The organism is Streptomyces sp. NPDC042638 (assembly GCF_040647235.1).
In the GTDB taxonomy this organism is placed as follows: domain Bacteria; phylum Actinomycetota; class Actinomycetes; order Streptomycetales; family Streptomycetaceae; genus Streptomyces; species Streptomyces rameus.
In genome coordinates, this window is the sequence record NZ_JBEZBT010000057.1 from 16650 (window position 1) to 41289 (window position 24640).

At 74.2% G+C, this 24640-nt stretch carries 21 protein-coding genes and 1 pseudogene; 10 read left to right on the top strand and 12 right to left on the bottom strand.

The genetic code is table 11. The features are described 5' to 3' along the window. Window positions 1-4: 4 nt before the first annotated feature. Window positions 5-1306, bottom strand: a complete 1302-nt coding sequence (locus AB0B40_RS31930) for an MFS transporter (RefSeq protein WP_345048584.1) — start codon at window positions 1304-1306, stop codon at window positions 5-7. A gap of 81 nt (window positions 1307-1387) precedes the next feature. Next, the gene (locus AB0B40_RS31935; RefSeq protein WP_345048585.1) at window positions 1388-2005 is read right to left on the bottom strand and encodes a LysE family transporter; all 618 of its coding nucleotides are present in this window, start codon (window positions 2003-2005) and stop codon (window positions 1388-1390) included. A gap of 67 nt (window positions 2006-2072) precedes the next feature. Between AB0B40_RS31935 and AB0B40_RS31940 the strand changes: the two genes are divergently transcribed. After that, complete coding sequence (locus AB0B40_RS31940; RefSeq protein WP_345048587.1) at window positions 2073-2960, top strand: LysR family transcriptional regulator ArgP; 888 nt, start codon at window positions 2073-2075, stop codon at window positions 2958-2960. A gap of 298 nt (window positions 2961-3258) precedes the next feature. Continuing rightward, window positions 3259-3510, top strand: coding sequence for a WhiB family transcriptional regulator (locus AB0B40_RS31945; RefSeq protein ID WP_345048589.1), 252 nt, complete (start codon window positions 3259-3261; stop codon window positions 3508-3510). Between the two features lie 286 nt (window positions 3511-3796). Here the strand turns inward: AB0B40_RS31945 and AB0B40_RS31950 are convergent, their stop codons facing one another. The 4 genes from AB0B40_RS31950 to AB0B40_RS31965 form a co-directional block, all read right to left on the bottom strand. Further along, window positions 3797-5632, bottom strand: coding sequence for a HAMP domain-containing sensor histidine kinase (locus AB0B40_RS31950; RefSeq protein WP_345048590.1), 1836 nt, complete (start codon window positions 5630-5632; stop codon window positions 3797-3799). 73 nt (window positions 5633-5705) lie between these two features. Beyond that, window positions 5706-6413, bottom strand: a complete 708-nt coding sequence (locus AB0B40_RS31955) for a response regulator transcription factor (RefSeq protein ID WP_345048592.1) — start codon at window positions 6411-6413, stop codon at window positions 5706-5708. Window positions 6414-6433: 20 nt separating this feature from the next. Next, window positions 6434-7168 (bottom strand): L,D-transpeptidase family protein, encoded by a 735-nt coding sequence (locus AB0B40_RS31960; protein WP_345048593.1) that lies wholly within the window; start codon window positions 7166-7168, stop codon window positions 6434-6436. A 93-nt stretch (window positions 7169-7261) separates the two neighbouring features. Further along, on the bottom strand, window positions 7262-8671 hold the full coding sequence (locus tag AB0B40_RS31965; RefSeq protein ID WP_362266990.1) for a M1 family metallopeptidase: 1410 nt from the start codon (window positions 8669-8671) through the stop codon (window positions 7262-7264). Between the two features lie 183 nt (window positions 8672-8854). On the opposite strand from AB0B40_RS31965, the gene AB0B40_RS31970 reads away from it, so the two are divergent. Beyond that, window positions 8855-9202 (top strand): DUF488 family protein, encoded by a 348-nt coding sequence (locus tag AB0B40_RS31970; RefSeq protein WP_345048596.1) that lies wholly within the window; start codon window positions 8855-8857, stop codon window positions 9200-9202. A 3-nt stretch (window positions 9203-9205) separates the two neighbouring features. Here the strand turns inward: AB0B40_RS31970 and AB0B40_RS31975 are convergent, their stop codons facing one another. Together AB0B40_RS31975 and AB0B40_RS31980 are read right to left on the bottom strand one after the other, a co-directional pair. Continuing rightward, on the bottom strand, window positions 9206-10879 hold the full coding sequence (locus tag AB0B40_RS31975; protein WP_362266991.1) for an FAD-binding dehydrogenase: 1674 nt from the start codon (window positions 10877-10879) through the stop codon (window positions 9206-9208). A 47-nt stretch (window positions 10880-10926) separates the two neighbouring features. After that, the gene (locus tag AB0B40_RS31980; protein WP_362266993.1) at window positions 10927-11619 is read right to left on the bottom strand and encodes a TetR/AcrR family transcriptional regulator; all 693 of its coding nucleotides are present in this window, start codon (window positions 11617-11619) and stop codon (window positions 10927-10929) included. A gap of 135 nt (window positions 11620-11754) precedes the next feature. On the opposite strand from AB0B40_RS31980, the gene AB0B40_RS31985 reads away from it, so the two are divergent. From AB0B40_RS31985 to AB0B40_RS31995, 3 genes and pseudogenes are all read left to right on the top strand, one after another. Next, window positions 11755-12384 (top strand): alpha-ketoglutarate-dependent dioxygenase AlkB, encoded by a 630-nt coding sequence (locus AB0B40_RS31985; RefSeq protein ID WP_345048600.1) that lies wholly within the window; start codon window positions 11755-11757, stop codon window positions 12382-12384. A gap of 224 nt (window positions 12385-12608) precedes the next feature. Further along, the gene (locus tag AB0B40_RS31990; protein ID WP_362266995.1) at window positions 12609-13355 is read left to right on the top strand and encodes an MBL fold metallo-hydrolase; all 747 of its coding nucleotides are present in this window, start codon (window positions 12609-12611) and stop codon (window positions 13353-13355) included. Between the two features lie 80 nt (window positions 13356-13435). Beyond that, a pseudogene (locus AB0B40_RS31995) lies at window positions 13436-13561 on the top strand (DUF4032 domain-containing protein); the annotation flags it as partial. Window positions 13562-13588: 27 nt separating this feature from the next. Here the strand turns inward: AB0B40_RS31995 and AB0B40_RS32000 are convergent. After that, window positions 13589-14455: a universal stress protein gene (locus tag AB0B40_RS32000; protein ID WP_362266997.1), complete on the bottom strand. Its 867-nt coding sequence runs from the start codon at window positions 14453-14455 to the stop codon at window positions 13589-13591. Window positions 14456-14761: 306 nt separating this feature from the next. Here AB0B40_RS32000 and AB0B40_RS32005 point away from each other — a divergent pair, with 306 nt between their 5' ends. The 4 genes from AB0B40_RS32005 (at window position 14762) to AB0B40_RS32020 (ending at window position 21324) form a co-directional block, all read left to right on the top strand. Beyond that, window positions 14762-16438: an FAD-dependent oxidoreductase gene (locus tag AB0B40_RS32005; RefSeq protein WP_362266999.1), complete on the top strand. Its 1677-nt coding sequence runs from the start codon at window positions 14762-14764 to the stop codon at window positions 16436-16438. Beyond that, window positions 16435-17886, top strand: coding sequence for an ATP-binding protein (locus AB0B40_RS32010; protein WP_345048606.1), 1452 nt, complete (start codon window positions 16435-16437; stop codon window positions 17884-17886). The genes AB0B40_RS32005 and AB0B40_RS32010 overlap by 4 nt, the downstream gene beginning before the upstream one ends. After that, window positions 17883-18233, top strand: a complete 351-nt coding sequence (locus AB0B40_RS32015; protein WP_345048608.1) for a UBP-type zinc finger domain-containing protein — start codon at window positions 17883-17885, stop codon at window positions 18231-18233. Before AB0B40_RS32010 ends, AB0B40_RS32015 begins: the two co-directional genes overlap by 4 nt. A gap of 85 nt (window positions 18234-18318) precedes the next feature. Next, window positions 18319-21324, top strand: coding sequence for an AAA family ATPase (locus AB0B40_RS32020; protein WP_362267002.1), 3006 nt, complete (start codon window positions 18319-18321; stop codon window positions 21322-21324). A 40-nt stretch (window positions 21325-21364) separates the two neighbouring features. Here AB0B40_RS32020 and AB0B40_RS32025 read toward each other — a convergent pair whose 3' ends face one another. Genes AB0B40_RS32025 through AB0B40_RS32035 form a run of 3 tightly spaced genes read right to left on the bottom strand, consistent with a single transcriptional unit; the run spans window position 21365 to window position 24639 of the window. Then, window positions 21365-22579 carry an SGNH/GDSL hydrolase family protein gene (locus AB0B40_RS32025; RefSeq protein WP_345048611.1) on the bottom strand — a complete coding sequence of 405 codons (1215 nt, stop codon included), beginning with the start codon at window positions 22577-22579 and terminating at the stop codon, window positions 21365-21367. Then, the gene (locus AB0B40_RS32030; RefSeq protein WP_362267004.1) at window positions 22576-22821 is read right to left on the bottom strand and encodes a hypothetical protein; all 246 of its coding nucleotides are present in this window, start codon (window positions 22819-22821) and stop codon (window positions 22576-22578) included. The genes AB0B40_RS32025 and AB0B40_RS32030 overlap by 4 nt, the downstream gene beginning before the upstream one ends. 12 nt (window positions 22822-22833) lie before the next feature. After that, on the bottom strand, window positions 22834-24639 hold the full coding sequence (locus AB0B40_RS32035) for a carbohydrate-binding protein (protein ID WP_362267006.1): 1806 nt from the start codon (window positions 24637-24639) through the stop codon (window positions 22834-22836). Between the last annotated feature and the right edge of the window lies 1 nt (window position 24640).

A 24640-nucleotide genomic window follows, 5' to 3' on the forward strand; every position in this document is an offset into this window, starting at 1 on the left:
GCCGTCAGACGCGGTAGCGGCGCAGGGCCGGGACGGCACAGGCCAGGGCCAGCATCACCACGACGACCAGGGCGCCACCGCCCGCGACGGCGGCACGGGGGCCGAACGCCGCGCCGGCGGTGCCGTGCAGGACGTCGGCCAGGCGCGGCCCGCCCGCGACGACCACCGTGAAGACCCCCTGCATCCGGCCGCGCATCTCGTCGGTCGCGGCCGACAGCAGGATCGCGCCGCGGAACACCATCGAGACCATGTCGGCGACGCCGGCCGCGGCGAGGAACACCAGGGCGATCCAGAGATTCCCGGTCAGCCCGAACCCGGCGATGGCCAGACCCCAGGCGACGACCGACCCGATGACCATCCAGCCGTGCCGGCGGGCCCGCGAGAACACACCGGAGAACAGACCGCCGAGCACCGCGCCCACAGGGATGCCGGCGAACAGCACCCCGAGCGCGAAGCCCTCGCCGCCGGAGCCGTACGTCTGCGCCGCCAGCTGCGGGAAGAGGGCGCGGGGCATGCCGAACACCATGGCGACGATGTCGGCGAGGAAGGACAGCAGCAGCACCTTGTGCCGGGATATGTACCGGAACCCGGCCGCTATCTCGCGCAGCCCGGCCCGGCGGGCGAGGGCCCCGCCGAGCGGCGGCAGCGCGGGCAGCCGGTGGACGGCCCACACGGTCACGCACAGGGCCAGCGCGTCGACCAGATACAGCTCGGGCAGCCCGATCACCGGGATGAGCACGCCGGCCAGCAGCGGGCCGGCGACCAGGCCGGTCTGCATCACCGTCGAGCCGAGCGCGTTGGCCGCGGGCAGCTGCTCCGCCGGTACCAGGCGGGCGATGGAGGCGGTGCGGGCGGGCGCGTTCAGCCCGAAGAACGCCTGCTGCAGCGCGAGCAGCACCATCAGGACGACGACCGAGTCCAGACCGGTGACGGCCTGCGCCCAGAACAGCAGCGAGGTCACCGCGATACCGCTGTTGGTGACCAGCAGCAGCCTGCGGCGGTCCACGGTGTCGGCGACCGCGCCGCCCCACAGCGCGAAGGCGACCATGGGTACCAGCCCGGCCAGGCTCGCGTAGCCGACCCAGGCCGAGGAGTGGGTGATGTCGTAGATCTGCTTGGGTACGGCGACGGCGGTGAGCTGGCTGCCCACGGCTGTGACGATGGTCGACGACCACAGGCGCCGGTAGGCGGGAACGCTCAGGGGCCGGGTGTCCATCGCCCAGCGGCGCCAGCCGTGCCGGGGCGGGGCCTCGTCCGTCGGCGCGTCGGTGCCGGTCTCGGTGCTGCTGCTCTCGCTGGTGTTCACGAATGTCCTGGTTGCTTGTTACATCTTTTCAGTTCGCAAGGCTAACTATCGCAGCAACATCCGTGGGATCTGACCGATTCCTCAGGAACCGGCGACCAGGGCCGCCCCCAGGACCAGCATGGTGAGCGCGACCAGGCCGTCCAGGACCCGCCACGCGCCCGGCCGGGACAGGTACCGGCCGAGCAGCCGGGCGCCGAAGCCGAGCGCGGTGAACCAGCTCAGGCTGGCGAGCGCGGCACCGAGCCCGAAGGTCCAGCGCAGCGGGCCCCGGTCCGCGGCCAGGGAGCCGAGCAGGAACACGGTGTCCAGATAGACGTGCGGGTTCAGCCAGGTCATCGCCAGGCAGGTGAGCACCGCCCGGCGCCGGGAACCGGCCGCCTCCCCCTCGGTGCTCAGTCCGGCAGTGGCCGGCCTGAGCACCCGGCGGGCGGCGAGGGCGCCGTAGCAGAGCAGGAAGGCACCGCCGACGATCCCGATCGTCCGGAGCGCGCCCGGCCAGGCCACCACGACCGCGCCGACCCCGCCGACGCCGAGCGCGATGAGCACGGCGTCGGACAGCGCGCAGATGCCGACCACGGCGAGGACCGCGTCCCGGCGCACCCCCTGCCGCAGGACGAAGGCGTTCTGGGCGCCGATGGCGACGATCAGGGAGAGGCCGGTGCCGAATCCGGCGGCCGCGGCGGTCAGGGCGTGGTTCATGTGCTCCGACGCTAGGGAACCCCCGGTGACAAGTACAGCTAAAGATTTTTACGTACCCTTAGCGGTTGTGATGAGCGACCTCCCCCTGGAACAGGTGCGCACCCTCCTGGCCGTCGTGGACGAGGGCACCTTCGACGCGGCCGCCGCCGCGCTGCACGTGACGCCGTCGGCGGTCAGCCAGCGGGTCAAGGCCCTCGAACAGCGCACCGGCCGGGTGCTGCTCCAGCGCACGAAACCGGTGCGGCCCACCGAGTCCGGCGCCGTGCTGGTGCGCTTCGCCCGGCAGCTCGCCCGGCTGGAGCGGGACGCCTGGGGGGAGCTGGGGCTGAGCGGCACCGGGGAGCCGACGCGGGTGTCGGTCGCGGTGAACGCCGACTCGCTGGCGACCTGGTTCCTGCCGGCCCTCACCCGGGTCGCGGGCCTCTGTTTCGAACTGCGCCGGGAGGACGAGGACCACACGGCGGCGCTGCTGCGGGAGGGACTGGTGATGGCGGCGGTGACCTCCTCGCCCGACCCGGTGCCGGGCTGCACGGTCCGGCCGCTCGGCCGGATGCGCTACCTGCCGGTGGCCGCGCCCGAGTTCGTCGCGGCCCACCTGCAGGGACGGCCCCTGCCGGAGGCGCTGTCCCGGGCGCCGGTCGTGGCCTTCGACCGCAAGGACGACTTCCAGGACGGCTTCGCGCGCCGCCTCGGCCGAGGATCCGCCGGCCCGTTCCGGCACCATGTGCCCACCTCGGAGGGGTTCCTGGACGCGGTCGCCGCGGGGCTCGGCTGGGGCATGGTCCCCGAGGTGCAGGCCGGGCCGCTCCTGGACCGGGGCCGGCTGGCGCTCCTCGCCCCCGGTGAGCACATGGACGTCGTCCTCCACTGGCAGCAGTGGAGGCTCGACTCCCCCGCGCTGGCGGCCCTGGCCGACGCGGTGATCACGACCGCGGCCGAGACACTGCGCCGCTGAGCCGCTCATGGCGGCCACCGGTGCCGCCACGGGTGCCCGGTCGAGCCGCCGGTCCGAACTCCCTCTCCGCGGTACCGCGTAGGGCGCATCTGCGCCCTGCGCCCGCCGCCTTCCGGCCTGTTGACCGCCCACGGACCGCGAGGCGACCCGGCGCCCCGCGGTGGGCGATCTGTGATCGTCGGCCGATCGCCCGCGGTTGTGCCGTTTCACGTCGCCCCGACCGGTCACCCGAACCAGAGAGCGCGTGCGCAATGCATGCGACAGGCACGACGACTTCGATCCGATCCAGGAGACTTTCATGGAGAACTGGCGCGAACATGCCGCGTGCCGTCACGAGGACCCCGATCTGTTCTTCCCCATCGGCACCACCGGGCCCGCGCAGGTGCAGGCCCAGCAGGCCAAGGCGGTGTGCGGGGGGTGCCCGGTCCGGGAGCAGTGCCTCGACTGGGCGCTGGACACGGGCCAGAGCATCGGTGTCTGGGGTGGTACGACGGAGCTGGAGCGTCGCGCGCTGCGGCGCCGGGCGCGCTCCCGGCCACGCTCCGGCTGACCGGCCCGCGGTCCGGCCCGGCGGCCGGTCCGGGGCAGTGGCTCGACGTCGGTCGAGCGCGGCTCGTCGTCCGGGCCCCGGCCCGCCTCCCGGCTCCACAGGAGCCAGGGTCGCGCGCCGGGGCCCGTGTCGTGCGGTGGGGCGTGGTCGTCCGGGGGGCGTGGTCGTCCCGGCGGCGCGCGGCCCCCGGCTCGGCCGACCGGTCCCCGCCCGTGGAGCACTGTCAGCTCAGGGCTCGTCCGCGGGGCACTGTCCGCTCAGGGCGAGTTCGGGGGGCACTGTCCGCTCAGGGCTCGTCCGGGGGCGGCGGCATGGCCGGCAGCCGCAGGGTGAAAACGGCACCCGCCCCGGGCCGGCTCGCCGCCGCGGCCGTACCGCCGTGGGCTGCGATCAGGTGGCGGACGATCGGCAGGCCCAGGCCGCTGCCGCCGGTGCGGCGGCTGCGGGACTTCTCCGCTCGCCAGAACCGCTCGAAGACGTGCGGCAGGTCGTCGGCGGCGATGCCCGAGCCGGTGTCGGTGACGGTGAGGACGACGTCGTCGCCGTCCTGGTGTGCGGCGAGCGTGACCGTGCCGTCGGCGGGGGTGTGCCGCAGCGCGTTGGAGACCAGGTTGCCGAGGGCCTGCCGCATCCGGACCGGGTCGGCGTCCAGCCAGGCGGCGGCACCGGTCTCGGTGCGCAGGGCGACCCCGGCGGCGTCGGCGGCGACCCGGTGGGCGGCCGCGACCTGGTCGAGCAGCTCGCCGGTGCGCAGCGGCTCGCGGTGCAGACGCAGCGTGCCGGCGTCGGCCGCGGCGAGGTCCTGGAGGTCGTCGATGATCCGCTGGAGGACGAGCGCCTCCTCGTGCAGCGAGTCCAGCAGTGCCGGGTCGGGGTCGACGACACCGTCCCGGACGACCTCCAGCCAGCCCCGGATGTTGGTGAGCGGGCTGCGCAGTTCGTGCGCGATGTCGCTGACCATGGCCTTGCGCTGGGCCTCCAGACGCTCACGCCGCTCGGTCAGGTCGTTGAACGCCTCGGCGAGGATGCCGGTCTCGTCCCGGGTGGTCACCGGCACGCGCACGTGCAGTTCGGGCGGCTGCTGTGCCGCCAGGGTGAGCGCGCGCAGCGGCCGTACCAGCCGGACGGCGACGACGGCGGTGACGGCGACGGTCACGGCGAGGACCAGGCCGGCCACGCCGACGACCTTGGCCTTGTTGTCCGGTGACATGTCGAACCGGGCCGGGCTCTGGTCGCCGATGCCGAGGAAGAGCTCGGCCACGGGCGCGACGTACGGCTCCAGCTGGGTGCGGCGGGCGGTCTGGACGCAGCTCCGGACCGCCCGGCCTGCCTGGCCGGTGCCCGGATCGGCGTACTTGACGAACAGGCCGGCGCCGGCGAAGGGGTCCTTGCCGTTGGGGTCGAAGGTGAGGAACAGCCGCCCGCCGCGGCCCAGGCCGGCCCGTCTCAGGCAGGGCTGCGCGATCTCCCCCAGCGCGTCCAGTGCCTTGCGTTCCGTCGGCGTGGGGGTGGGGAGCTGTCCGTCCTCGCACTCCTGCGCGCCGTACCGGGCCGGGTCGGTGCCGTCCGGCGTGGTGACGACAGGCCGCCCGCTCGCGGTCCGTACGACGGTGGGCTGGAGACCGAAGCGCTCGTAGCACTGTTCGCGCTTGGCGGCGAGCGCGTCCAGCCGGGTCCGTTCCTTCCCGGGGAGCCGGTAGGGGCCCACCACGCGCGGGTCGATGCCGCTGAGCTGGGCACCGCTCTCGGTGTAGGTGTCGGTGCGCAGCGGGTCGACGGTGGCGGCGGCCCGGGGCGGCAACGGCGTGCCCCGGGGCGCGGAGTCGGCGACCAGGGTGCGGTCCGTGGTGGTGAGGGCGATCCGGCGGCCGGTGCGGACCGCGAGGTCCCGGACGGCGCCGCGGACGCCCGTCCAGTCGGCGTGCGTGGCGGCGTAACCGCTGAGTTCGGCGAGGATGCGGTTGTCGGCGGCCAGGTCCTGGCCCTGTTCCTCCTTCAGGGCGCTGGTGGTGGTGGTCACCGCGAGCCACGCGGTGGCCGCCACCGAGCAGACGGCGATCAGCGCGGAGACGGACAGCAGCCGTACGAGCAGCCGTTTGCGCAGCGGTATCCGGCGTTTCACGGGCGTCGGCCGGCCGGAGCGTGGGCTGCTGCGCCGGCCGGCCGGCGCCCGCCGGGCCGTGGCTGACGGCGCCTCACGGCCGGGGGCCGCTCAGCTTGTAGCCGACGCCGAACACGGTCAGCAGCCGCACCGGCCGCCGCGGGTCGGCCTCGATCTTGCGGCGCAGGTTCATGATGTGCACGTCGACGGCCCGCTCGGTGGAGGCCCGGTCGAAACCGCGCGTGCAGTGCAGCAGCTGCCGCCGGCTGAACACCCGTTCCGGCTCGCTCGCCATGGCCAGCAGGATCTGGAACTCGGCGGGCGTGCACTCCACGGGTGTACCGTCGCAGCACACCTCGTGCCGTACCGGGTCGACACTGATCCCGGCGGCGCGTACGACGGGGTCGTCGTCCCGGGCGCCGACGCCCCGCCCGCTGCGCCTGAGGACCGTCCGGATGCGGGCCATCAGCTCACGCGGGCTGTACGGCTTGGTCATGTAGTCGTCGGCGCCGAGTTCCAGGCCGAGCAGCACGTCGTCCTCGGCGGAGCGGGCGGTGAGCATCACCACCGGGATGTCGGGCTGGTCCGCGCTGCCGCGCAGCGCCCGGCACACGCCGAAGCCGTCGACGACCGGGAGCATGAGGTCGAGGACGACGAGGTCGGGACCGAGCCGGCGCGCCGCGTCGAGCGCCGCCGCGCCGTCGTGCACCACCGTCGCCGAGTGCCCCTCGGCCAGCAGCGACCGGCGGATCAGCTCGGCCTGCTTCTCGTCGTCCTCGGCCACCAGTACATGTGCGCACACGGGTTCGGATCCTAAGCCCCTCAGCGGGCGAGCCAGTCGGCGTACCCCATCACGACGACCGGATGCCGGCCGGGGTCCAGGGTGCGCAGGAGATCCCTCATGTGGGCCTTGGCGACGCTGACGCAGCCGTGGGTGGGGCCGCCGTGGTCGACGTGCAGCCACACTCCCCCGCCGCGCTCCGGGCCGAGCGGGCGGGTCCAGTCCAGGGGCGAGGTGCCGGGCCGGCGGTTGTAGTCGATGGCGATGACGTAGTCGAAGGAACCTTCCAGCGGTTCGCCCTCGAAGCCGGTGCCGGGCGAGTGGAAGCCGCCGGAGTGGTGGTACGGGAGCCTGCTGCCGGGGTCCGCGAGCAGTCCGCCGGCGTCGGAGAGGGTGTAGACGCCGAGCGGGGAGCGCAGGTCCCCGTTCATGTGGTGGGCGCTCCAGCCGTGCAGCGCGTTGTGGGCGGGCCAGGCCGCGCCCGCCTGCCAGCCGGTGGTGGTGCGCTCGTGCAGGACGACCGTGCAGAGCGGGGAGTCCTTGCCGCGCCCGGTGACCACGACGGCCTGCCCGCAGCGCTCGGGTATCGCCGCCAGCCGCTCGCGGCCGAGCCCGGGTATGCCCCGCGCTGCCGGCTCCGTGGACGTCCCGGGGGCGGGCGCCGGCGCCGCAGGCCGGGTCGGCGTGCGGCGCTCGGTCGCCTCGGCTCCGCCGCCGCAGCCGGTGAGCAGCAGCGGGGAGGCGAGGAGTGCGACGGCGGTTCTGCGTTGGATCATGGGTCGACCTTGGCCGACAGTTGTTTGGAAGTGGTCAGGGATCATGCCGTTCGGAAAGGGTCGGTGCTCACTGGTGTCGTAACGGGCCGGGACTCAGAGGCTGTTCGGCTTGCCCGCCGCGTACAGCCAGGTGTGGAAGAGCCCTTGCAGCTGCTTCCCCGACTTCTCCTCGGCAAGCCTGACGAACTGCGCGGTCGTACCGTGCCCGCCGCGGTGCACGGTCGCCCAGGCGCGCAGGATCCGGAAGAAGTCGCGGTCGCCCACGGCCCGGCGCAGCTCGTGCAGGGCCATCGCGCCGCGCGCGTAGACGGGCGTACCGAAGATCCGGGCGCCGCTGCCCGGGTCGCCCGGCGGGTAGGCCCACAGGCCGTCGCTCGCGGGCCGGGCGTAGAGGGCGGCGAAGGTCCGCTGGGCGCTGTCGCCGCCGTGCTGCTCGGCGTAGAGCCACTCCGCGTAGGTGGCGAAGCCCTCGTTGAGCCAGATGTCCTTCCAGGAGGTGAGCGAGACGGAGTCGCCGAACCACTGGTGGGCCGTCTCGTGGACGAGGGTCTCGAGGCCGGGCGCGGAGTCGTAGAGCGGCCGGGTCTGGGTCTCCAGGGCGTAGCCGACGTCCGGGGCGTGGTCGACGATCGAGCCGGCGGCCCGGAAGGGGTACGGCCCGAACAGCCCGCTCTCCCACTTCAGTACGGCGGGCAGCTGCTTGAGGACGGGTGCGGCGGCGCGCGCCTCGCGGGCGTCGACGGCGTTGTACACCTGGATGCCGTCATGGGTGGTGTACCGCTCGGTCCGGAAGGTGCCGATGGTGGCGGTGGCCAGGTAGGCGGCCATGGGCCGGGACTCGCGCCAGCGGAAGGTGGTCCGTCCGTGGGCGGTGCGCTGTCCGAGCAGAACGCCGTTGGCGACGGCGGTGCGTCCCCGCGGCACGGTGATGGTGAAGTCGTAGGACGCCTTGTCCTTGGGGTGGTTGTCGGCGGGGAACCAGGTCATCGCCCCCTGTGGCTCGCCCGCGACGAACGCGCCGTCGTCCGTGGGGATCCAGCCGTCGGGCGAGCCGTCGGGGTCGGTGACCGGCCGGGGGGTGCCGTGGTAGGCGACCTCGACGCGGAACCGCTGTCCCGCGCGCGGGGCCCGGCGCGGGGTGATGACGAGTTCCTGGCCGTCGCGCCGGAAGGCCGCCGCCCGGTGGTCGACGGTGACGGCGGTGACCGTCAGCCCCTTCAGGTCGAGGTCGAAACGGGTGAGCCGCTGGGTGGCCCGGGCGGTGAGCACCGCCGTGGCGTCCAGGCGGCGGGAGCCGGTGTCGTAGCGCAGCGTCAGGCCGTAGTGGCGGACGTGGTAGCCGCCGTTGCCGCTGAGCGGGAAGTACGGGTCGCCCGCGCCGGGCCCGCCGGTGCCGTCCGGCGCCGCGGGTCCGGTGGCGCCGAGGAGCGCCGCCACGGCGACGGGGACCGTGGCGAGGGTGGCGGTACGGCGCCGGGCCGGCTGTCTGCGCAGTGGGTTCACGTGGGCTCCTGGGAAGGGGGTGGCCGCTGGTCGACCGGCCGTCAGCGTAGGCGGGGCGGCGCCCTGCGCTCCCCCTCGTTCCGGTCAAGTGTTCCGGTCAAGTCCCGTCGCGTCGCCGCCCGGTGGGCGAGGCGGAGCGCAGTACGCTCGCGGAACCGTCCCCGACCCCGAAGGGCTGCGACCGTGAGCGTGCGCGTGCGCCGGATCTACGAACCGCCCGAGCCGGACGACGGCCTGCGTGTGCTGGTCGACCGGCTGTGGCCGCGCGGGCTCGCCAAGGACGAGGCGCGGATCGACGAGTGGCCCAAGGAGCTGACCCCGTCCGCCGAGCTGCGCACGTGGTACCACGGCGGTGGCTCGTACGAGGAGTTCCGCCGCCGGTACGAGGCCGAACTCGACGCGCCCCGGCAGGCGGAACTGCTCGACGCTCTTCGCAGGTCGGCCCGTGAGGGGCGGGTGACGCTGCTGACGGCCTCGAAGAAGCCGGACCAGAATCACGCGACCGTGCTGGCGGAACTGCTGGACGGCTGAGGATCAGGCGGTCTGCCGCGCCGCCGCACGGCCCGCGGCCCGGCCCGAGAACAGGCAGCCGCCGAGGAAGGTGCCCTCCAGGGCGTTGTAGCCGTGCACACCGCCGCCGCCGAACCCGGCCACCTCGCCCGCCGCGTACAGCCCCTCGACCGGGGTGCCGTCGGTGCCCAGGGCGCGGGAGTCCAGGTCGGTCTGGATGCCGCCGAGGGTCTTGCGGGTCAGCACGTGCAGCCGGACCCCGATGAGGGGACCGGCGGCCGGGTCGAGGATGCGGTGCGGGGCGGCGACCCGGCCGAGCCGGTCGCCGATGTAGCGGCGGGCGGTGCGAATGCCCTGGACCTGGGAGTCCTTGCTGTAGGGGTTGGCCATCTGCAGGTCACGGGCCTCGATCTGGCGGCGCACCCCGGCCGCGTCCAGCAGCGGTTCGCCGGTCAGGGCGTTCATCTTCTCGACCAGTTCCTCCAGACCGTCCGCGGTGACGAAGTCCGCGCCCTTGTCGAGGAAGGCCTGCACGGGTGCCGGGGCGCCCTTGCCGAGCAGCCGGTCGCGCAGTACGGCCTTGCGGTCCCGGGCGGTGATGTCGGGGTTCTGCTCGGACCCGGAGAGCGCGAACTCCTTCTCGATGATCTTCCGGGTGAGGACGAACCAGGAGTGGTCGTAGCCCGCGATGTCCTCGGTGGTGCGCAGGTACTTGAGCGTGTTGAGGGTGTCGTAGCCGGGCAGGCAGGGGTCGGGCAGCCGGCGGCCCCGGGCGTCCAGCCAGATGGACGACGGTCCGGGCAGGATGCGGATGCCGTGGCCGGGCCAGACGGGGTCCCAGTTCTGCAGCCCCTCGGTGTAGTGCCACATGCGGTCGCGGTTGACGAGGCGTATGCCGGCCTCGGCACCGATGTCGAGCATGCGGCCGTCGACGTAGGCCGGGACGCCGGTGACCATCTCGGCGGGGGGCGTGCCGAGCCGCTCGGGCCAGTGGCGGCGGACGATGTCGTGGTCGGCGCCGATGCCTCCGGTGGTCACGATGACGGCCTGGGCGGTCAGTTCGAAGTCGCCGGCGCGGTCACGGCTGGAGGCGACGCCGCGCGGGGAGTCGTCGGGGACGAGGACGGTGCCGCGCACACCGCGTGCGGTGCCGTCCTCGATGACCAGCTCGTCCACCTGGTGGCGGTGGTGGAAGGTCAGCAGTCCGTCGCGGGCGGCCTGCCGGGCGTACCGGACGAAGGGCTCGACCACGCCGGTGCCGGTGCCCCAGGCGATGTGGAAGCGGGGTACGGAGTTGCCGTGCCCGTCCGCCCGCAGGTCGCCGCGTTCGGCCCAGCCGACGGTGGGGAGCAGCTCGATGCCGTGCCCCTGGAGCCAGGACCGCTTCTCGCCGGCCGCGAACTCGACATAGGCGCGGGCCCAGCGCACGGCCCAGGAGTCCTCGTCCTCCAGCCGGTCGAACGCCGCGCTGCCCTGCCAGTCGTTCCAGGCCAGGCCGAGGGAGTCCTTGATGCCGAGGCGGCGCTGCTCGGGGGTGTCGACGAGGAAGAGCCCGCCGAAGGACCAGAACGCCTGTCCGCCGAGGTTGGCGGCGTTCTCCTGGTCGACCAGGGCGACCCGGCGGCCCCGGCTGGTGAGTTCGTGTGCCGCGACCAGGCCGGCGAGGCCCGCTCCGACGACGATGACGTCCGCGTCCATGGCGTCCGTGTCCTTCCTGTCGGTGCTCGTGACTGGCCCGTTGCGGGCTACGACCCTTTGCGGGGCTGTGACCCGCCGTGGGGCTGTGACCCGCCGTGGGGCTGTGACCCCGTTGCGGGGCTGTGAGGGATGCGGCTGCCGTCCGTCAGCAGCGCGGTGAGCAGCTGTTCGAGCCAGGCCCGGGCGGACTCGACGTCCCGGTCCAGCAGCAGTTGGGTGGTGACCCCGTCGTACGCGGCGACCACGGCGTGTGCGGCGCCGCCCGCGCCGCCGAGGACGGCGGGCAGGGCCGTGTGCCCCCGGGCCCGGAAGAGCCGGTCGGCGATGGCCGCCCTGAGCCGTGCCCGGTGGTCGAGGAGGGTGCGCGCGACGGCGGGGTCACGGGCGGCGTGCACCAGGAAGTCGGTCTTCACCAGCAGCCAGTCCACGTCCAGCAGCAGCACCTCGGTGACCCGGTCCACGGCGGCGGGCACGTCCAGGTCGGGGCCGTCCTGGGCGAGGGCGTCGCTCACCTGGTCCGCGATGAGGTCGGCGCGCTCCTGGTAGAGGGCGAAGAACAGCTCGTCCAGGGTGGCGAAGTTCGAGTAGAAGGCGCCGCGGCTGAATCCGGCCGCCTCGCAGACCTCCTCGATGGAGACGTGCCCGTAGCCCTTGGCCGCGAACACGGCGAACGCGGCGTCGAGCAGCCTGGCCCGGGTGCGGACCCGGCGCCGGGTGACGCGCTTGGGTGTCTGGTCCACCGGCACCGGCCTCTCCCTCGTCGGATACGCGAATGTATCGGATACACCGGTGTATCGAAATACCCGGGCGGAGTCGGTGGGGATCCCTCGGCATCCGAATGGAACACATTTTCGATTAAGGAGTACGCTGGCCTCATGGCCACGCACCTCCAGGGCTCCCTGTTCGACCAGACCGACGAGCTGCGGCTCGGCCCGCTGCACAGGCTGCGCCGGACCGGGCTGTCCCCGGGCGCCTGGATCGACGTCCTGCCGGGCTGGCTGAGCGGGGCCGACGCACTGTTCGAGCGGCTGGCGGCGGACGTGCCGTGGCGGGCGGAGCGCCGCAAGATGTACGACAACGTGGTCGCCGTACCCCGGCTGCTGGCCTTCTACGGGGCACGCGACCCGCTCCCCCACCCGGTGCTGGACGAGGCGCGCGCCGCCCTGACCCGGCACTACGCCGAGGAGCTGGGCGAGCCGTTCACCACCGCCGGGCTGTGCTTCTACCGGGACGGCCGGGACAGCGTGGCCTGGCACGGGGACCGCATCGGCCGGGGCGCTCGCCAGGACACCATGGTCGCGATCCTCTCCGTCGGCGCACCCCGCGACCTGCTGCTGCGCCCGGCCGGCGGTGGCGGCGACACGCTGCGCCGGCCCCTCGGCCACGGCGACCTCATCGTGATGGGCGGCTCCTGCCAGCGGACCTGGGAACACTGCGTCCCGAAGACCAGCCGGGCCACGGGCCCGCGCATCAGCATCCAGTTCCGGCCGCACGGCGTGCACTGACCTCGCACCGCGTGCGGCGGGGCACTGGAGCCGGCCCCCCTCGGGGTCGCACCGCCGCCCCCGCCGTCGGGCACGACCCCGGCCGGTTCCGGCGCGTCACCATGGGCGACCGGTGGTCCGGCCGGGCAGGACCGGCCACGTCACCGCCGTGCCCCCTTGTGCGGGACGGCGTCCCGTCTGATTGGCTGTCCCCGACGATTCGCCGCTCAGGGCCTGGAGAGATCATGCGGGCTGACGTAGTCCAAGTCGCCGAGGGCACCTACCTGGTGCACGGGCACAACACCAACTGGGTGATCCTCAAGGACGGCGACGCCGTCACACTGGTGGACACCGGTTACCCCGGGGACCGGCCGGGGCTGCTGGAGTCCCTCGCGGCGGTGGGCAGTTCGCCGGAGGCCGTCGCCGCCGTCCTGATCACCCACGCGCACAACGACCACCTGGGCTCCGCCGAGTACCTGCGCGCCGCCCACGGCACCCCGGTCTATCTGCATCCGGCCGAAGTCCCGCACGCCCGCCGCGAGTTCCTTCAGCAGGCCGCCGTCTCCGACGTGATCCGCAACGCCTGGCGCCCCGGTGTCCTGTCCTGGGCACTGCACGTCAAGCGCGTGGACGGCTTGACGAGCTACCCCGTCACGTCCCCGGAGCCGTTCCCGTCCGGGGGGCCGCTCGACCTGCCCGGCCGTCCGGTCCCCGTGCACACCCCCGGTCACACGGACGGCCACTGCGTCTACCACCTGCCCGACGCGGGCATCGTGATCTCCGGGGACGCCCTGGTCAGCGGGCACGCCGTCTCCCGGGTCCAGGGCCCGCAGATGCTGCGCGACTTCTTCCACCACGACCGCCTCCGGGCGCTGGACTCCCTGGAGCTGATCGGCGCGCTCGACGGCGACACCCTGCTGCCCGGTCACGGGCCGGTCCACCACGGCTCGGTGCGGGCCGCGGCGGACCTGGCCAGGGAGCGGGCCTCCTAGGGCCTGTCCGACACTTCCCGTCGTCGCCCGGAGGGCGGCCTCGCGGTGTCAGGTGCGTGCTCTCGGCGCGCCGGGCGTAGATCGAGCACTCCTCGGGCGGCGACACCGTCACCTTCGCGCCGAAGGTCGTCGACGCCGGCCACCACCAGCGCCGGCTGCTGCGGCTGACCGGCCTCGACACCGAGGAGAACCAGGCGCGACGGCTGCGGCGGCGCATGACCGGTGCGGGCGGTTCACTCGTGCGGGACCACCGCCACCGGGCAGTCGGCGTGGTGCAGCACCCCGTGCGCGACCGAGCCGATCCGGGCGCCGACGGCCGTCCGGCGCGCGCGGCGCCCGACGGCCATCAGCTGGGCCCGCGCGGACAGCGACAGCAGTACCTGGCCCGCGCTGCCCATCTCCACGTGCTCGGCGACGGGCACCTCGGGGAACCGCTCGCGCCAGGGCTCCAGAGCCTCGGCAAGCGCCTGCTGCTCGTGGGGTTCGAGACCGCCGGCGTCGTCCAGCAGCCTGAGCGAACCGGGGCTGTAGGCGAAGACCGGCGGCAGGGTCCACGCCCGGACGGCCCGGACGGCCGCGCCGCGGGCCGCGGCCGTCTCGAACGCGAACCGCAGCGTGGCCGCGCTGTCCTCGGGGTCGCCGTGCTGGCCGACCACGACGTCCCGGCCGGCCGCCTCCGTCGTGGGATCGTCCCCGGCGCGCACCGCGACGACGGGCCGGGCCGCTTCCGCGATCACCTGCTGGCCGACCGAGCCCAGCAGGAACCCGACGACGGGCCCGTGCCCGCGCGAGCCGAGCACCAGCATCTCGGCCCCGGCCGCCGCCTCCGCCAGGGCGTGCGCGGGGGCGCCCTCCAGCACGTCGGTGGTCACCGTCAGCCCCGGATGCCGCTCGGCGGTGGTGCGCACGGCCTCCGCCACTCCCTCCGACACCCATCGCTTCTGGGTGTCCCGGTCGGCGGCGGCGAGCGCCTCCGCGTACCGCCAGGCGTGCACCACCCGCAGCGGAAGTCCCCGGCGTACGGCCTCCCGCGCCGCCCAGTCCAGCGCGGCCAGACTCTCCTCCGTACCGTCCACCCCTGCCGTGATCGGGCGTGTCATCCGTGGGCCTCCTCGTCGTAGCCGCGTCCGCGTGGTACCGGTGCCCGCTGTCGGACACCGCGTGCGCACGGCAATGATGATCTCTTCCGTACGCGGTCGCACCGACCCCCGGGCGGTTGTGCACGCACAGGCACGGCCCCGTCGCCCCCGCCGTGGCAGGCTTGCCGGCACGGCCTCGGCGGGATCGGGGCCGGTCGCCCCGTCCCGGAGCGGGCCCGGGCGACCGAACATACGATGGTCTGGAATCGGTGCGGTGGTCCCCACGACACCGTTCCGGGGGATCCGACGTCTCGGGTGGGGAGAGGTATGGCACAGGCCGCCGACGCAGCGCGGACCGTCATCCTGACGGTGGACGACGATCCGGGGGTCTCCCGTGCCGTCGCCCGCGATCTCAGGCGGCGCTACGGCGAGTCCTACCGGATCGTGCGCGCGGAGTCCGGCGAGTCCGCGCTGGACGCGCTGCGCGAGCTGAAGCTGCGCGGTGACCTGGTGGCGGTGATCCTGGCCGACTACCGGATGCCGCAGATGAACGGCATCGAGTTCCTGGAGCAGGCGCTCGACGTGTACCCGGGGGCGCGGCGCGTGCTGCTCACCGCGTACGCGGACACCAGCGCGGCCATCGACGCGATCAACGTGGTCGACCTGGACCACTATCTGCTCAAGCCCTGGGACCCGCCGGAGGAGAAGCTCTACCCGGTGCTGGACGACCTGCTGGACGCATGGCGCAACAGCGCCTACAAGCCGGTGCCCAGCACCAAGGTCGTGGGTCACCGCTGGTCGGCGCGGTCGTCGGACGTGCGCGAGTTCCTGGCCCGCAACCAGGTGCCCTACCGCTGGTACTCGGTGGAGGAGCCCGAAGGGCAGCGGCTGCTGGCGGCGGCCGGGCAGGACGGCCGGCGGCTGCCGCTCGTGATCACCCCGGACTGCACCGTGCTGGTCGAGCCCGAGGCGCCCGAACTGGCCGCGCGGGTCGGCCTCGCCACGACGCCGACCGCCGACTTCTACGACCTCGTCGTGATCGGCGGCGGTCCGGCCGGGCTGGGTGCCGCGGTGTACGGGGCCTCGGAGGGGCTGAGGACCGTGCTCGTGGAGCGGTCGGCGACCGGTGGCCAGGCGGGGCAGAGCTCCCGGATCGAGAACTACCTCGGCTTCCCCGACGGCGTCTCCGGCGCCCAGCTCACCGAACGGGCCCGGCGGCAGGCGGCCAAGTTCGGAGCCGAGATGCTCACCGCCCGTGAGGTGACGGGACTCGAGGTCAACGGCGCCGCGCGGATCGTACGGTTCGCGGACGGCTCCTCGATCGGCGCGCACAGTGTGATCCTCGCGACCGGGGTGCAGTACCGGCAGCTGGAGGCCGCCGGGTGCACCGACCTGACCGGCTGCGGGGTGTTCTACGGCTCGGCGCTGACCGAGGCGTCCTCCTGCCAGGGGCACGACGTGTACATCGTCGGCGGTGCCAACTCGGCGGGCCAGGCGGCGATGTACCTGTCCCGGTTCGCCAAGTCGGTGACACTCCTGGTGCGCGGCTCCGACCTGTCGGAGTCGATGTCGTACTACCTGATCCAGCAGCTGAACGACGCCCCGAACATCTCCGTGCGCAGCCACACGGTGGTCGACGCCGCGCACGGCTCCGGCCGCCTGGAGCAGCTGACGCTGCGCCATATGGCGTCCGGCGAGACCGAGCGGGTCGACGCGCAGTGGATGTTCGTGTTCATCGGCGCGGCCCCGCTGACCGACTGGCTGGGCGAGACCGTGCTGCGCGACGGGCGCGGTTTCATCCTGGCCGGACCCGACCTGACCGCCGACGGACGGCCGCCCGCCGGATGGGAGCTCGACCGGCCGCCGTACCACCTGGAGACCAGCATTCCCGGCGTGTTCGTGGCGGGCGACGCGCGCGCCGAGTCCGCCAAGCGTGTCGCGTCCGCCGTCGGAGAGGGAGCCATGGCCGTGATGCTCGTCCACCGGTACCTGGAGCAGTCATGAGCGGGCAGGTCATGCCGTGCAGCCCCACGGAGGTCGGCTCGCTCTTCCTCTTCGAGAAGCTGACCCCCGAGCAGTTGGGCCGGCTGTGCGCCGAGGGGCGGGTGGAGCTGTTCCAGCCCGGCCCGGTGTACACCGAGGGTGACCCCGCGACCTGCTTCTACACGTTGATCGAGGGGACGGTCGTGCTGTCCCGGCGGGTCGGCGGCGACGACGTGGAGGTCATCCGGACCTCGCAGCGCGGGGTGTACGCGGGCGCGATGCAGTCCTACCTCGGCGACCGGGTGCGGCAGGTCTACAACAACTCCATGCGGGTCACCGCGCCGAGCCGCTTCTTCGTGCTGCCGGCGGACATCTTCGCGGACGTCATGCGCGAGTGGTTCCCGATGGCCGTGCACCTGCTGGAGGGCCTGTTCTTCGGCTCGAAGAGCACGCAAGCGGCGGTCGGGCAGCGGGAACGGCTGCTGGCGCTGGGCTCGTTGTCGGCGGGACTCACGCACGAACTGAACAACCCCGCGGCGGCGGCGGTGCGGGCCACCTCGACCCTGCGCGAGCGGATCGCGAAGATGCGGCACAAGCTCGCCCTGATCGCCGAGGGCCCCTTCTCCCGCGAGGTGCTGGCGAGCCTGGTCGAGATCCAGGAACGCACCGCGGAGCGGGTGGCGAAGGCCCCGGTGCTCAGCCCGCTGGAGGCCACCGACCGGGAGGACACGCTCACCGACTGGCTGGAGGACCACGGCATCGACCACGGCTGGCAGTTGGCCCCCACCTTCGTGCAGGCCGGGCTGGACGTCGACTGGCTGGAGCACGTCGCGGCCGCGGTGGGCGAGGAGATCCTGCCCAACGCGGTGGGCTGGCTCAACTACACCGTCGAGACCGAGCTGTTGATGAACGAGATCGAGGACTCCACCACCCGCGTCTCGCAGCTGGTCGACGCGGCCAAGCAGTACTCGCAGCTGGACCGGGCGCCGTACCGGGTGGTGGACGTGCACGAACTCCTCGACAGCACGCTGCTGATGCTGTCCGGGAAGATCGGACCGGGCATCCGGGTCGTCAAGGAGTACGACCGCACGCTCCCGCCGGTCCCCGCCTACCCGGCGGAGCTGAACCAGGTGTGGACCAACCTCGTCGACAACGCCGTCTCGGCCATGAACGGCGCCGGCGGCCAGGGCACGCTGACCTTGCGGACGGCCCTCGACCGCGAGCAACTGCTGGTGGAGTTCCAGGACACCGGGCCCGGCGTCCCGCCGGAGATCAAGGACCGGATCTTCGACCCGTTCTTCACCACCAAGCCGGTCGGCGAGGGCACCGGCCTCGGCCTGGACATCTCCTGGCGCATCGTCGTCAACAAGCACCACGGCACCCTGCGGGTCGATTCGGTGCCGGGCGACACCCGCTTCCAGGTGCTGCTGCCCCTGACCGCCGAGATCCCCGACGAGGAGCCGGTATGAACGACGCCGACGGTATCGATCCGCACGTCCCGCCCAGCGGCACGGGCTGCGTGGAGTGCGAGGCGGCGGGCGGCTGGTGGTTCCATCTGCGCCGCTGCGCGCAGTGCGGGCACATCGGGTGCTGTGACGACTCCCCCGCGAAGCACGCCACCGCCCACCACCGGGCGACGGGACACCCGGTGATCCGCAGCTTCGAGCCGGGCGAGGACTGGTTCTGGAACTACGCCACCGACGAGTTGTACACCTCCGGTCCCGCGCTCGCTCCCCCGGTCAGCCATCCCGCCGACCAGCCGGTGCCGGGTCCGGCGGGCCGGGTCCCGCAGGACTGGGCGCGCACCCTGCGCTGAGACCCGGCGGTCGCCGACGGCGGGCGTGTTGTGCCCGGGCGCCGGTCCCGGGGGCGTTGTCGGTGGCGCATGTCAGGATGGGGCCGTGTCACAGACCGCCTTCACCGCAGCGCCGTTGATCGGCCGGGACGAGGAACTCGCCCGTCTCACGGGCGTGCTGGAGCGCGCCCGGGGCGGTGCGCCCGGCGCCGTGCTGCTCGCCGGGGACGCCGGGGTCGGCAAGACGCGGCTGCTCGGGGAGGTCGCCGGGCGGGCGGCGCGGGCCGGGACGACCGTGGTCACCGGGCACTGCGTGGACCTCGGGGACGTCGGTCTGCCGTACCTGCCGTTCACCGAGATCCTGGGACTGCTCGCCGCCGACGAGCGGTTCGCGCCCGTACTGGCCGCGCATCCGGCGGTGGACCGGCTGCTGGGCGCCGGCCCGGACGCGGCCGGAGGCCCGGACGGCCGGCTCAGGCTCTTCGAGGACGTCGCCGGGCTGCTGGCCGACCTGGCCGCCGTGGCCCCGCTGCTGCTCGTCCTGGAGGACCTGCACTGGGCCGACCAGTCCTCCCGGGACCTGCTGCGCTTCCTGCTCAGCCGGGGCGTGCTGCACCGGCCGGGCGGCGGCGCCCCGGGCCGCCGGCTCGCGGTCCTCGCCTCCTACCGCGCCGACGATCTGCACCGCCGCCATCCGCTGCGGCCCCTGCTCGCCGAGCTGGTCCGGCTGCCGGGGGTGGAGCGCCTGGAGCTGCGGCCGCTGCCGGATCCCGAGGTCGCGCGGCTGGTGCGGGCCCTGGAGGACCGGCCGCTGCCCGACGCCGTCGTGCACGGCATCGTCGCCCGCGCCGAGGGCAACGCGTTCTACGCGCAGGAGCTGCTCGCGGCGGCCGACCGGGGTCCGCTCTGCCCGGGCGGTGCCGGGAGCCTCGCGGGGGACGCCGACGGGGTGCCCAGCGGCCTGGCCGACCTGCTGCTCATCCGGGTCGAGCAGCTGTCCGAGACCGCCCAGCAGGTGCTGCGGACCGCCGCGGTGGCCGGGCGGCGCGTGGAGCACGCGCTGCTGCGTAAGGCGGCCGGCCTGCCCGAGGACACCCTGGAGGCGGCTCTGCGGGAGGCCGTGGGCCATCAGCTCCTCCTCGCCCAGGACGACGGGACGTACACCTTCCGGCACGCTCTGACGCGCGAGGCGGTCTACGCCGACCTGCTGCCCGGCGAGCGGTCCCGGCTGCACGGGGGGTACGCCCGGCTGCTCGTGGCCCGTGGCCGGGCGCCGGAGACCGCGGCGGAGCGCGCCCACCACTCCCGCGAGAGCCATGACCTGCCCGAGGCGCTCGCGGCCCGTCTGGAGGCCGCCGACCACGCCCGTCGGCTGGGCGCACCGGCCGAGGAGCTGCGGCACCTGGAGGCCGCCCTGGACCTGTGGCCGTCGGTGCCGGCGTCCGCCCGGCCCGCCGGGCGGGAGCTGGACCGGGTCACGCTGACCCTGCGCGCCTCGGCCGCCGCGGCCCACGCCGGAGAGTTCCACCGCGCGGTCTCGCTGACCCGGGCCGCGCTCGCCGGGGTCGGCCAGGACGCCGACGACGAACTGGCCGCCCGGGTCCGGTACACGCTGGCCGGGAACCTGCTGACCGTGGACAGCCTGACGGCCGCCTTCCGCTACAGCAGTGAGGCGCTGGCGATGATCCCGGCCGAACCGCCGTCGCGGACCTGGGTGTGGGCGGCGGCCACGCATGCCGCGGCGGCCCGGCAGGTCGGTGAGGAGGAGACCGCGCTGCGGGTCGGCCGGCAGGCCCTGCGGGTCGCCGAGGAGCTGGACATGCCCGCCGCTCAGGCCGATCTGCTGGTCTCCCTGGCGAACGCCGAGGGCGGCGGCCGTCGCTCCCGGGAGGGCCGGGAGCGGCTGCGGCGGGCCCGGGACCTGGCCCGTGCCGCCAAGCACGCCCCGGTGGAGCTGCGCGCGCTGTTCAGCCTGGCGATGGGCGCCTTCGAGGCCGGTGATCTGGCGGAGTGCCTGCCCGTGCTGACCGAGGGGCTCGACCGGGCCCGCCGGGCCGGGCTGCTGTCCTCGGCGTATCCGCTGGAGATGCGCTACCTGCAGCTGGTGGCGCTGTTCACGCTGGGCCGGTGGGACGAGTGCCTGCGCGTGGCGGCCGAGGCGGCCCCCACCGTGCCGGCGGTGGGCGGCGCCTTCGCGACGAGCCCCGCCCTGTTCGTGGCGCTGGCCCGCGGCGACGAGAGTGCCGCCGGCCGGGCCCGCGCGCTGCTGGAGGGCCCGTTCGACTGGATGGGCACGCTGGTCGCCGGGATCGTGCTCACGGACACCGCCGTCCGCCGCGGCGACGCGGCGGGGGCCGTGGAGCGGATGTGGGAGGTGGTCGCGTCCCTCGGCGACGGTACGGCGCGCCGGCCGGGCGTGACGGTCCGGCTGGCCGCGCTCTGCCTGACGGCGGTCGCCGACCGGACCGTGGAGCTGCGCGCCACGGGTGGCGCCGACGGGGATGTGGTCCGCTGGACGCGGACCGCCGACGAGCTGGTGGAGGCGGCGCGGGCCACGGCCGAGCAGGGCGCGGAGGGCCGGGTGCAGGGCCCGGAGGGCCAGGCGTGGCTGGCCCGCGCCGAGGCGGAATGGGCGACGGCCGTGTCCGGGCCGGATCCTGCGGCCTGGGAGAAGGCGGTCGCCGCGTTCGGGTACGGCGATGTGTACGAGCAGGCGCGGTGTCGGCTGCGGTGGGCGCGGGCGTTGCTGGCCGCCGAGCGGCCGGCGCAGGCGGCGGAGCAGGCACGGCTGGCGCGGGAGACGGCGGCCGGGCTGGGCGCGGCGCCGCTGCTGGAGGAGATCGACGCGCTGACCCGCCGGGGCCGTCCCGGGGCCGGGGCGGACGGTGTGCAGGCGCCGCCGCTGACCGCCCGGGAGCGGGAAGTGCTACGGCTCCTCGCCCGGGGCCGCAGCAACCGGCAGATCGGTGAGGAGCTGTTCATCACCGGCAAGACGGCCAGCGTGCACGTCTCGAACATCCTGGCCAAGCTGGGCGCCGCGAGCCGCACGGAGGCGGTGGCGGTCGCCCATCGCCGGGGCCTGATCGCACCGGAGCCGGCCGGGCCCCGGTGACGGCCCCGGGCTAGGGCCGTCGGCCCGGGCGGTGGGGGATTCAGCGGGCGCAGTCGAGAGCGGCCGGGTCGACGGCGTCGGCCAGGGCCTGCATGCCCTTGTCGTTGGGGTGCAGATGGTCGCCGCCGTCGAAGAACGGCAGGAGGCGCTCGGGGTCGTACGGGCTGCGCAGGACGTGGTCGAAATCGGTGACGGCGTCGAACTCCGCGCTGCCGCGCAGGTACCGGTTCACCTCCTGGCGTACCGCCTCGGCGGCCGGGTCCCATTCGGGCCAGCCCTTGAACGGGCCGACGGTGGCGATGACCACGCACTTGCCCGCCGCGTGCGCCCGCCGCGCGATCTCCCGGTAGCCGGCGACGAGGCCGGCCGCGGTGACACCGGTGTGCGCCTTGAGGTCGTTGACGCCTTCGAAGAGGAAGACGGTCCGCACTCCGGGCTGGGTGAGGACGTCGCGGTCGAGCCGGTGCAGCGCGGCCTGCCCGGCGCCGTCCGCGAGGACCTTGTTGCCCGAGATGCCCTCGTTGGCCACGCCCCGCACGGCCGTACGGGCCGTGCTCAGGCGGCGGGCGAGGTAGTCGGGCCAGCGGCGGTCGAGGTCGGTGGTCGACTGCCAGCCGTCGGTGATGGAGTCGCCGAGCGCGGCCACGGCACCGCCGGCCGCGCCGGTGGCCCGTACGGAGACGGCGTCGACGTACCACCAGGAACCGGTCGTCCGTGTCCAGTCGGCGCCGCTGTCCTCGGCGGTGTGCTCGCCCTGGCCGGTGTACGACGTCTGCATCGCCATCCAGTGGCCGGTGGCCGGTCCGGCCGCGTCCGGGGTGTGCAGGCTGACGACCAGGTCGGTGCCGGCCGGGATGCCGCCGGGCAGCGGATCGCTCCAGGCGACGGCTCCCGCCGGGAGGGTGACCGCGCGGGTGCCGCCGAAGGTGAGCGGCCGGTTGCTGCCGGGCCGCACGGCGGCACCCCGGTCGCGCAGGCCGGCGTACATCCCGTCCAGGGTCAGCGGCCGGTCGCCGAAGGCGTTGGTGAAGCGGACGCGCACGCCGGTGCCGCCGACGCTGGTGCGGACGATCAGCCGGTAGCCCTGGCCGGCCGTGCCCTCGCCCATGCGGTCGGCGCTCGCCGCCCAGGTGACCACGTCCGAGGCCCGGCCTGCGGGCGGGGCGGCGGCCCGGGCGGCGGGCGCGGACTGGCAGGCGACGGCGGTGAGCAGGGCCGCGGCGAGGCGGCAGGGGCGCCCGAACCGGCCGGTCACCGGGCGGCCTCCCGGAACGTGAGGGTCTCGCCGGGTTGCCCGGGGACCGTCCGGAACGTGCCTGCGTGCCCCACGGTGGCCATGGTGCGGCCCGTGGCCCGGATCCGCACCTGGGTGGCGACGCGGGCGAGTGCCCGCGGGCGGCGGCCCGCCACCGCGGCCGGTGGCCGGCGTCGGCGGCGGGTGGTGCGGTGGGCGGGGCGGCCGGCCTTCTCGCCGGGCCTGGCGGGCGGGTGCTCCATGGCGGGGTCCGATCACTGGCGGGGGGACGAGGGGACGTCGACGCGGTCGATGTCCGGGGCGTAGTCCGAACCGCTGTCGAAGGTGACGGTGTTGCGGCCGGCCTTGAGGGTGACGGGGACGCTGACCGTCTCGACGGTGCCCCAGTCGCCGGTGGAGGGGAAGGTGTGGCGGGTGCCGGCGCCGGAGTTGGCGGCGATGGTCACAGGGCGGGGGTCGCCGCTGACGTAGGCCACCTTGATCAGATAGGTGCCGGGGCGGTTCACGACGATGTCGTTGAAGCGGAGCGAGCCGCCGGTGTAGAGGTCGCCGACCTTCTTGCCGCCGGAGCAGGCCGGGCAGTCGGCGATCGAGGCCCGGCCGCCCAGGGTGTTGGCGCCGGCCTCGGCCTCGTGGCCGGTGGTGGCGAGGGCGCCGCCGCGCGGTGTGACGGTGAACAGGCGGGAGCCGTGGGCGGGAAGCGCCTCGGTGATCGCGTTCCTGCGGCTGCCGAGGTCCTCGTGGTTCCACAGGTCGCGGACGGAGGCCCGGCCGGTGAAGCCGAGGGACGAGAAGTCGGCGGTGACCGCGGCGGGGGCGTCGGCGAGGTTGAACAGCGCGACCGTGTAGGTGCCGTTCGGGTTCTTCGCGGCCCACACCTGCTGGGGGTCGGAGGGCGTGACCGGCCGGGCGGGCGGGGTGTCGCCCTGGTCGACGGCGATGACCTCGCGGTTGGTGAGCAGCCGCACGCCGTAGTCGTCGAGCCGGGTGAGGTCGTCGCCGGTGTAGAGCGGGGACTTGGCGATGGCCCACAGCGTGGCGTAGGTCTGCCGTTCGGCCTTGGTCAGGCCGTCCATGGCGCCGTTGCCGACGTCGAGGGAGTCCAGGTCGTTCCAGCCGCCGGGACCGGCGTGCCTCGTCCAGCCGGGGGTGTCGGTGAAGCGGTCGTCGACGGAGTTCTCCCAGCCGACGAGGGTGTTGCAGTAGCACTCGACGTCGGTGTCGACGCGCCAGCCCTGGGAGTACCTCTTCCAGTCGGCGGCGTGGCCGATGTCCAGGGACCAGGACAGTTCCAGGTGGATCGGCCGGCCGGTGGCGGCGATCGCCCGCTGCCAGGCGGCGACGTCGGCGGTGTTGTCGTAGTTGTCACCGCTCTTGAAGGAGCCGGGGCCGACGCCGTCGAGCTTGAGGAAGTCGTAGCCCCAGTCCGCGAGCAACCGGGCCTGGGAATCGACGTACTTCTGGGCGCAGGGTCGGGAGAAGTCCAGTTTGTAGGCGCTGTCCCAGCCGTTGGTGGTGCGCAGGTCGTCATGGACGATGTCGGCGGTGGTGCATCCGTCGGCGTCGCGCACCGGCACCTTGCCGTTGCCGTACGCCTCCTTCTCCAGGCCGACCGGCAGATAGATGCCGGCCTTGAGGCCGAGTCGGTGGATGTGGTCGGCGACCGCCTTCATGCCGTGCGGGAAGCGGACCGGGTCGGCCTGCTGGAGTCCGTGGCCGTCGTAGCGCGGCTTCCAGTCCTTGTCCCGCCACCAGCCGGAGTCGATGTTGACGTACTCGTAGCCGTACCGCTTCAGCCGGGCGGCCAGCGCGTCGGCCTGCCGCAGGACGTTCGCCTCGGTGAGGTAGCTGTAGTCGCCGTCCGGGTTGAGGCCGGGGTACTTGGACGACTGCATGCTCCAACTGGACCAGCCCATGTAGGGCTTGGCGGCCACGGCCGGCGCGGTGCCGGCGTGCGCGGTGGCCGGGACGGCTGTGGCGAGGCCCGCCGTGAGGGTCAGGACGACGGCGGCGGTGAGGCCGCGCGCGGGGAGGACGGAAGGTGAGGAGGGTGACCGCATG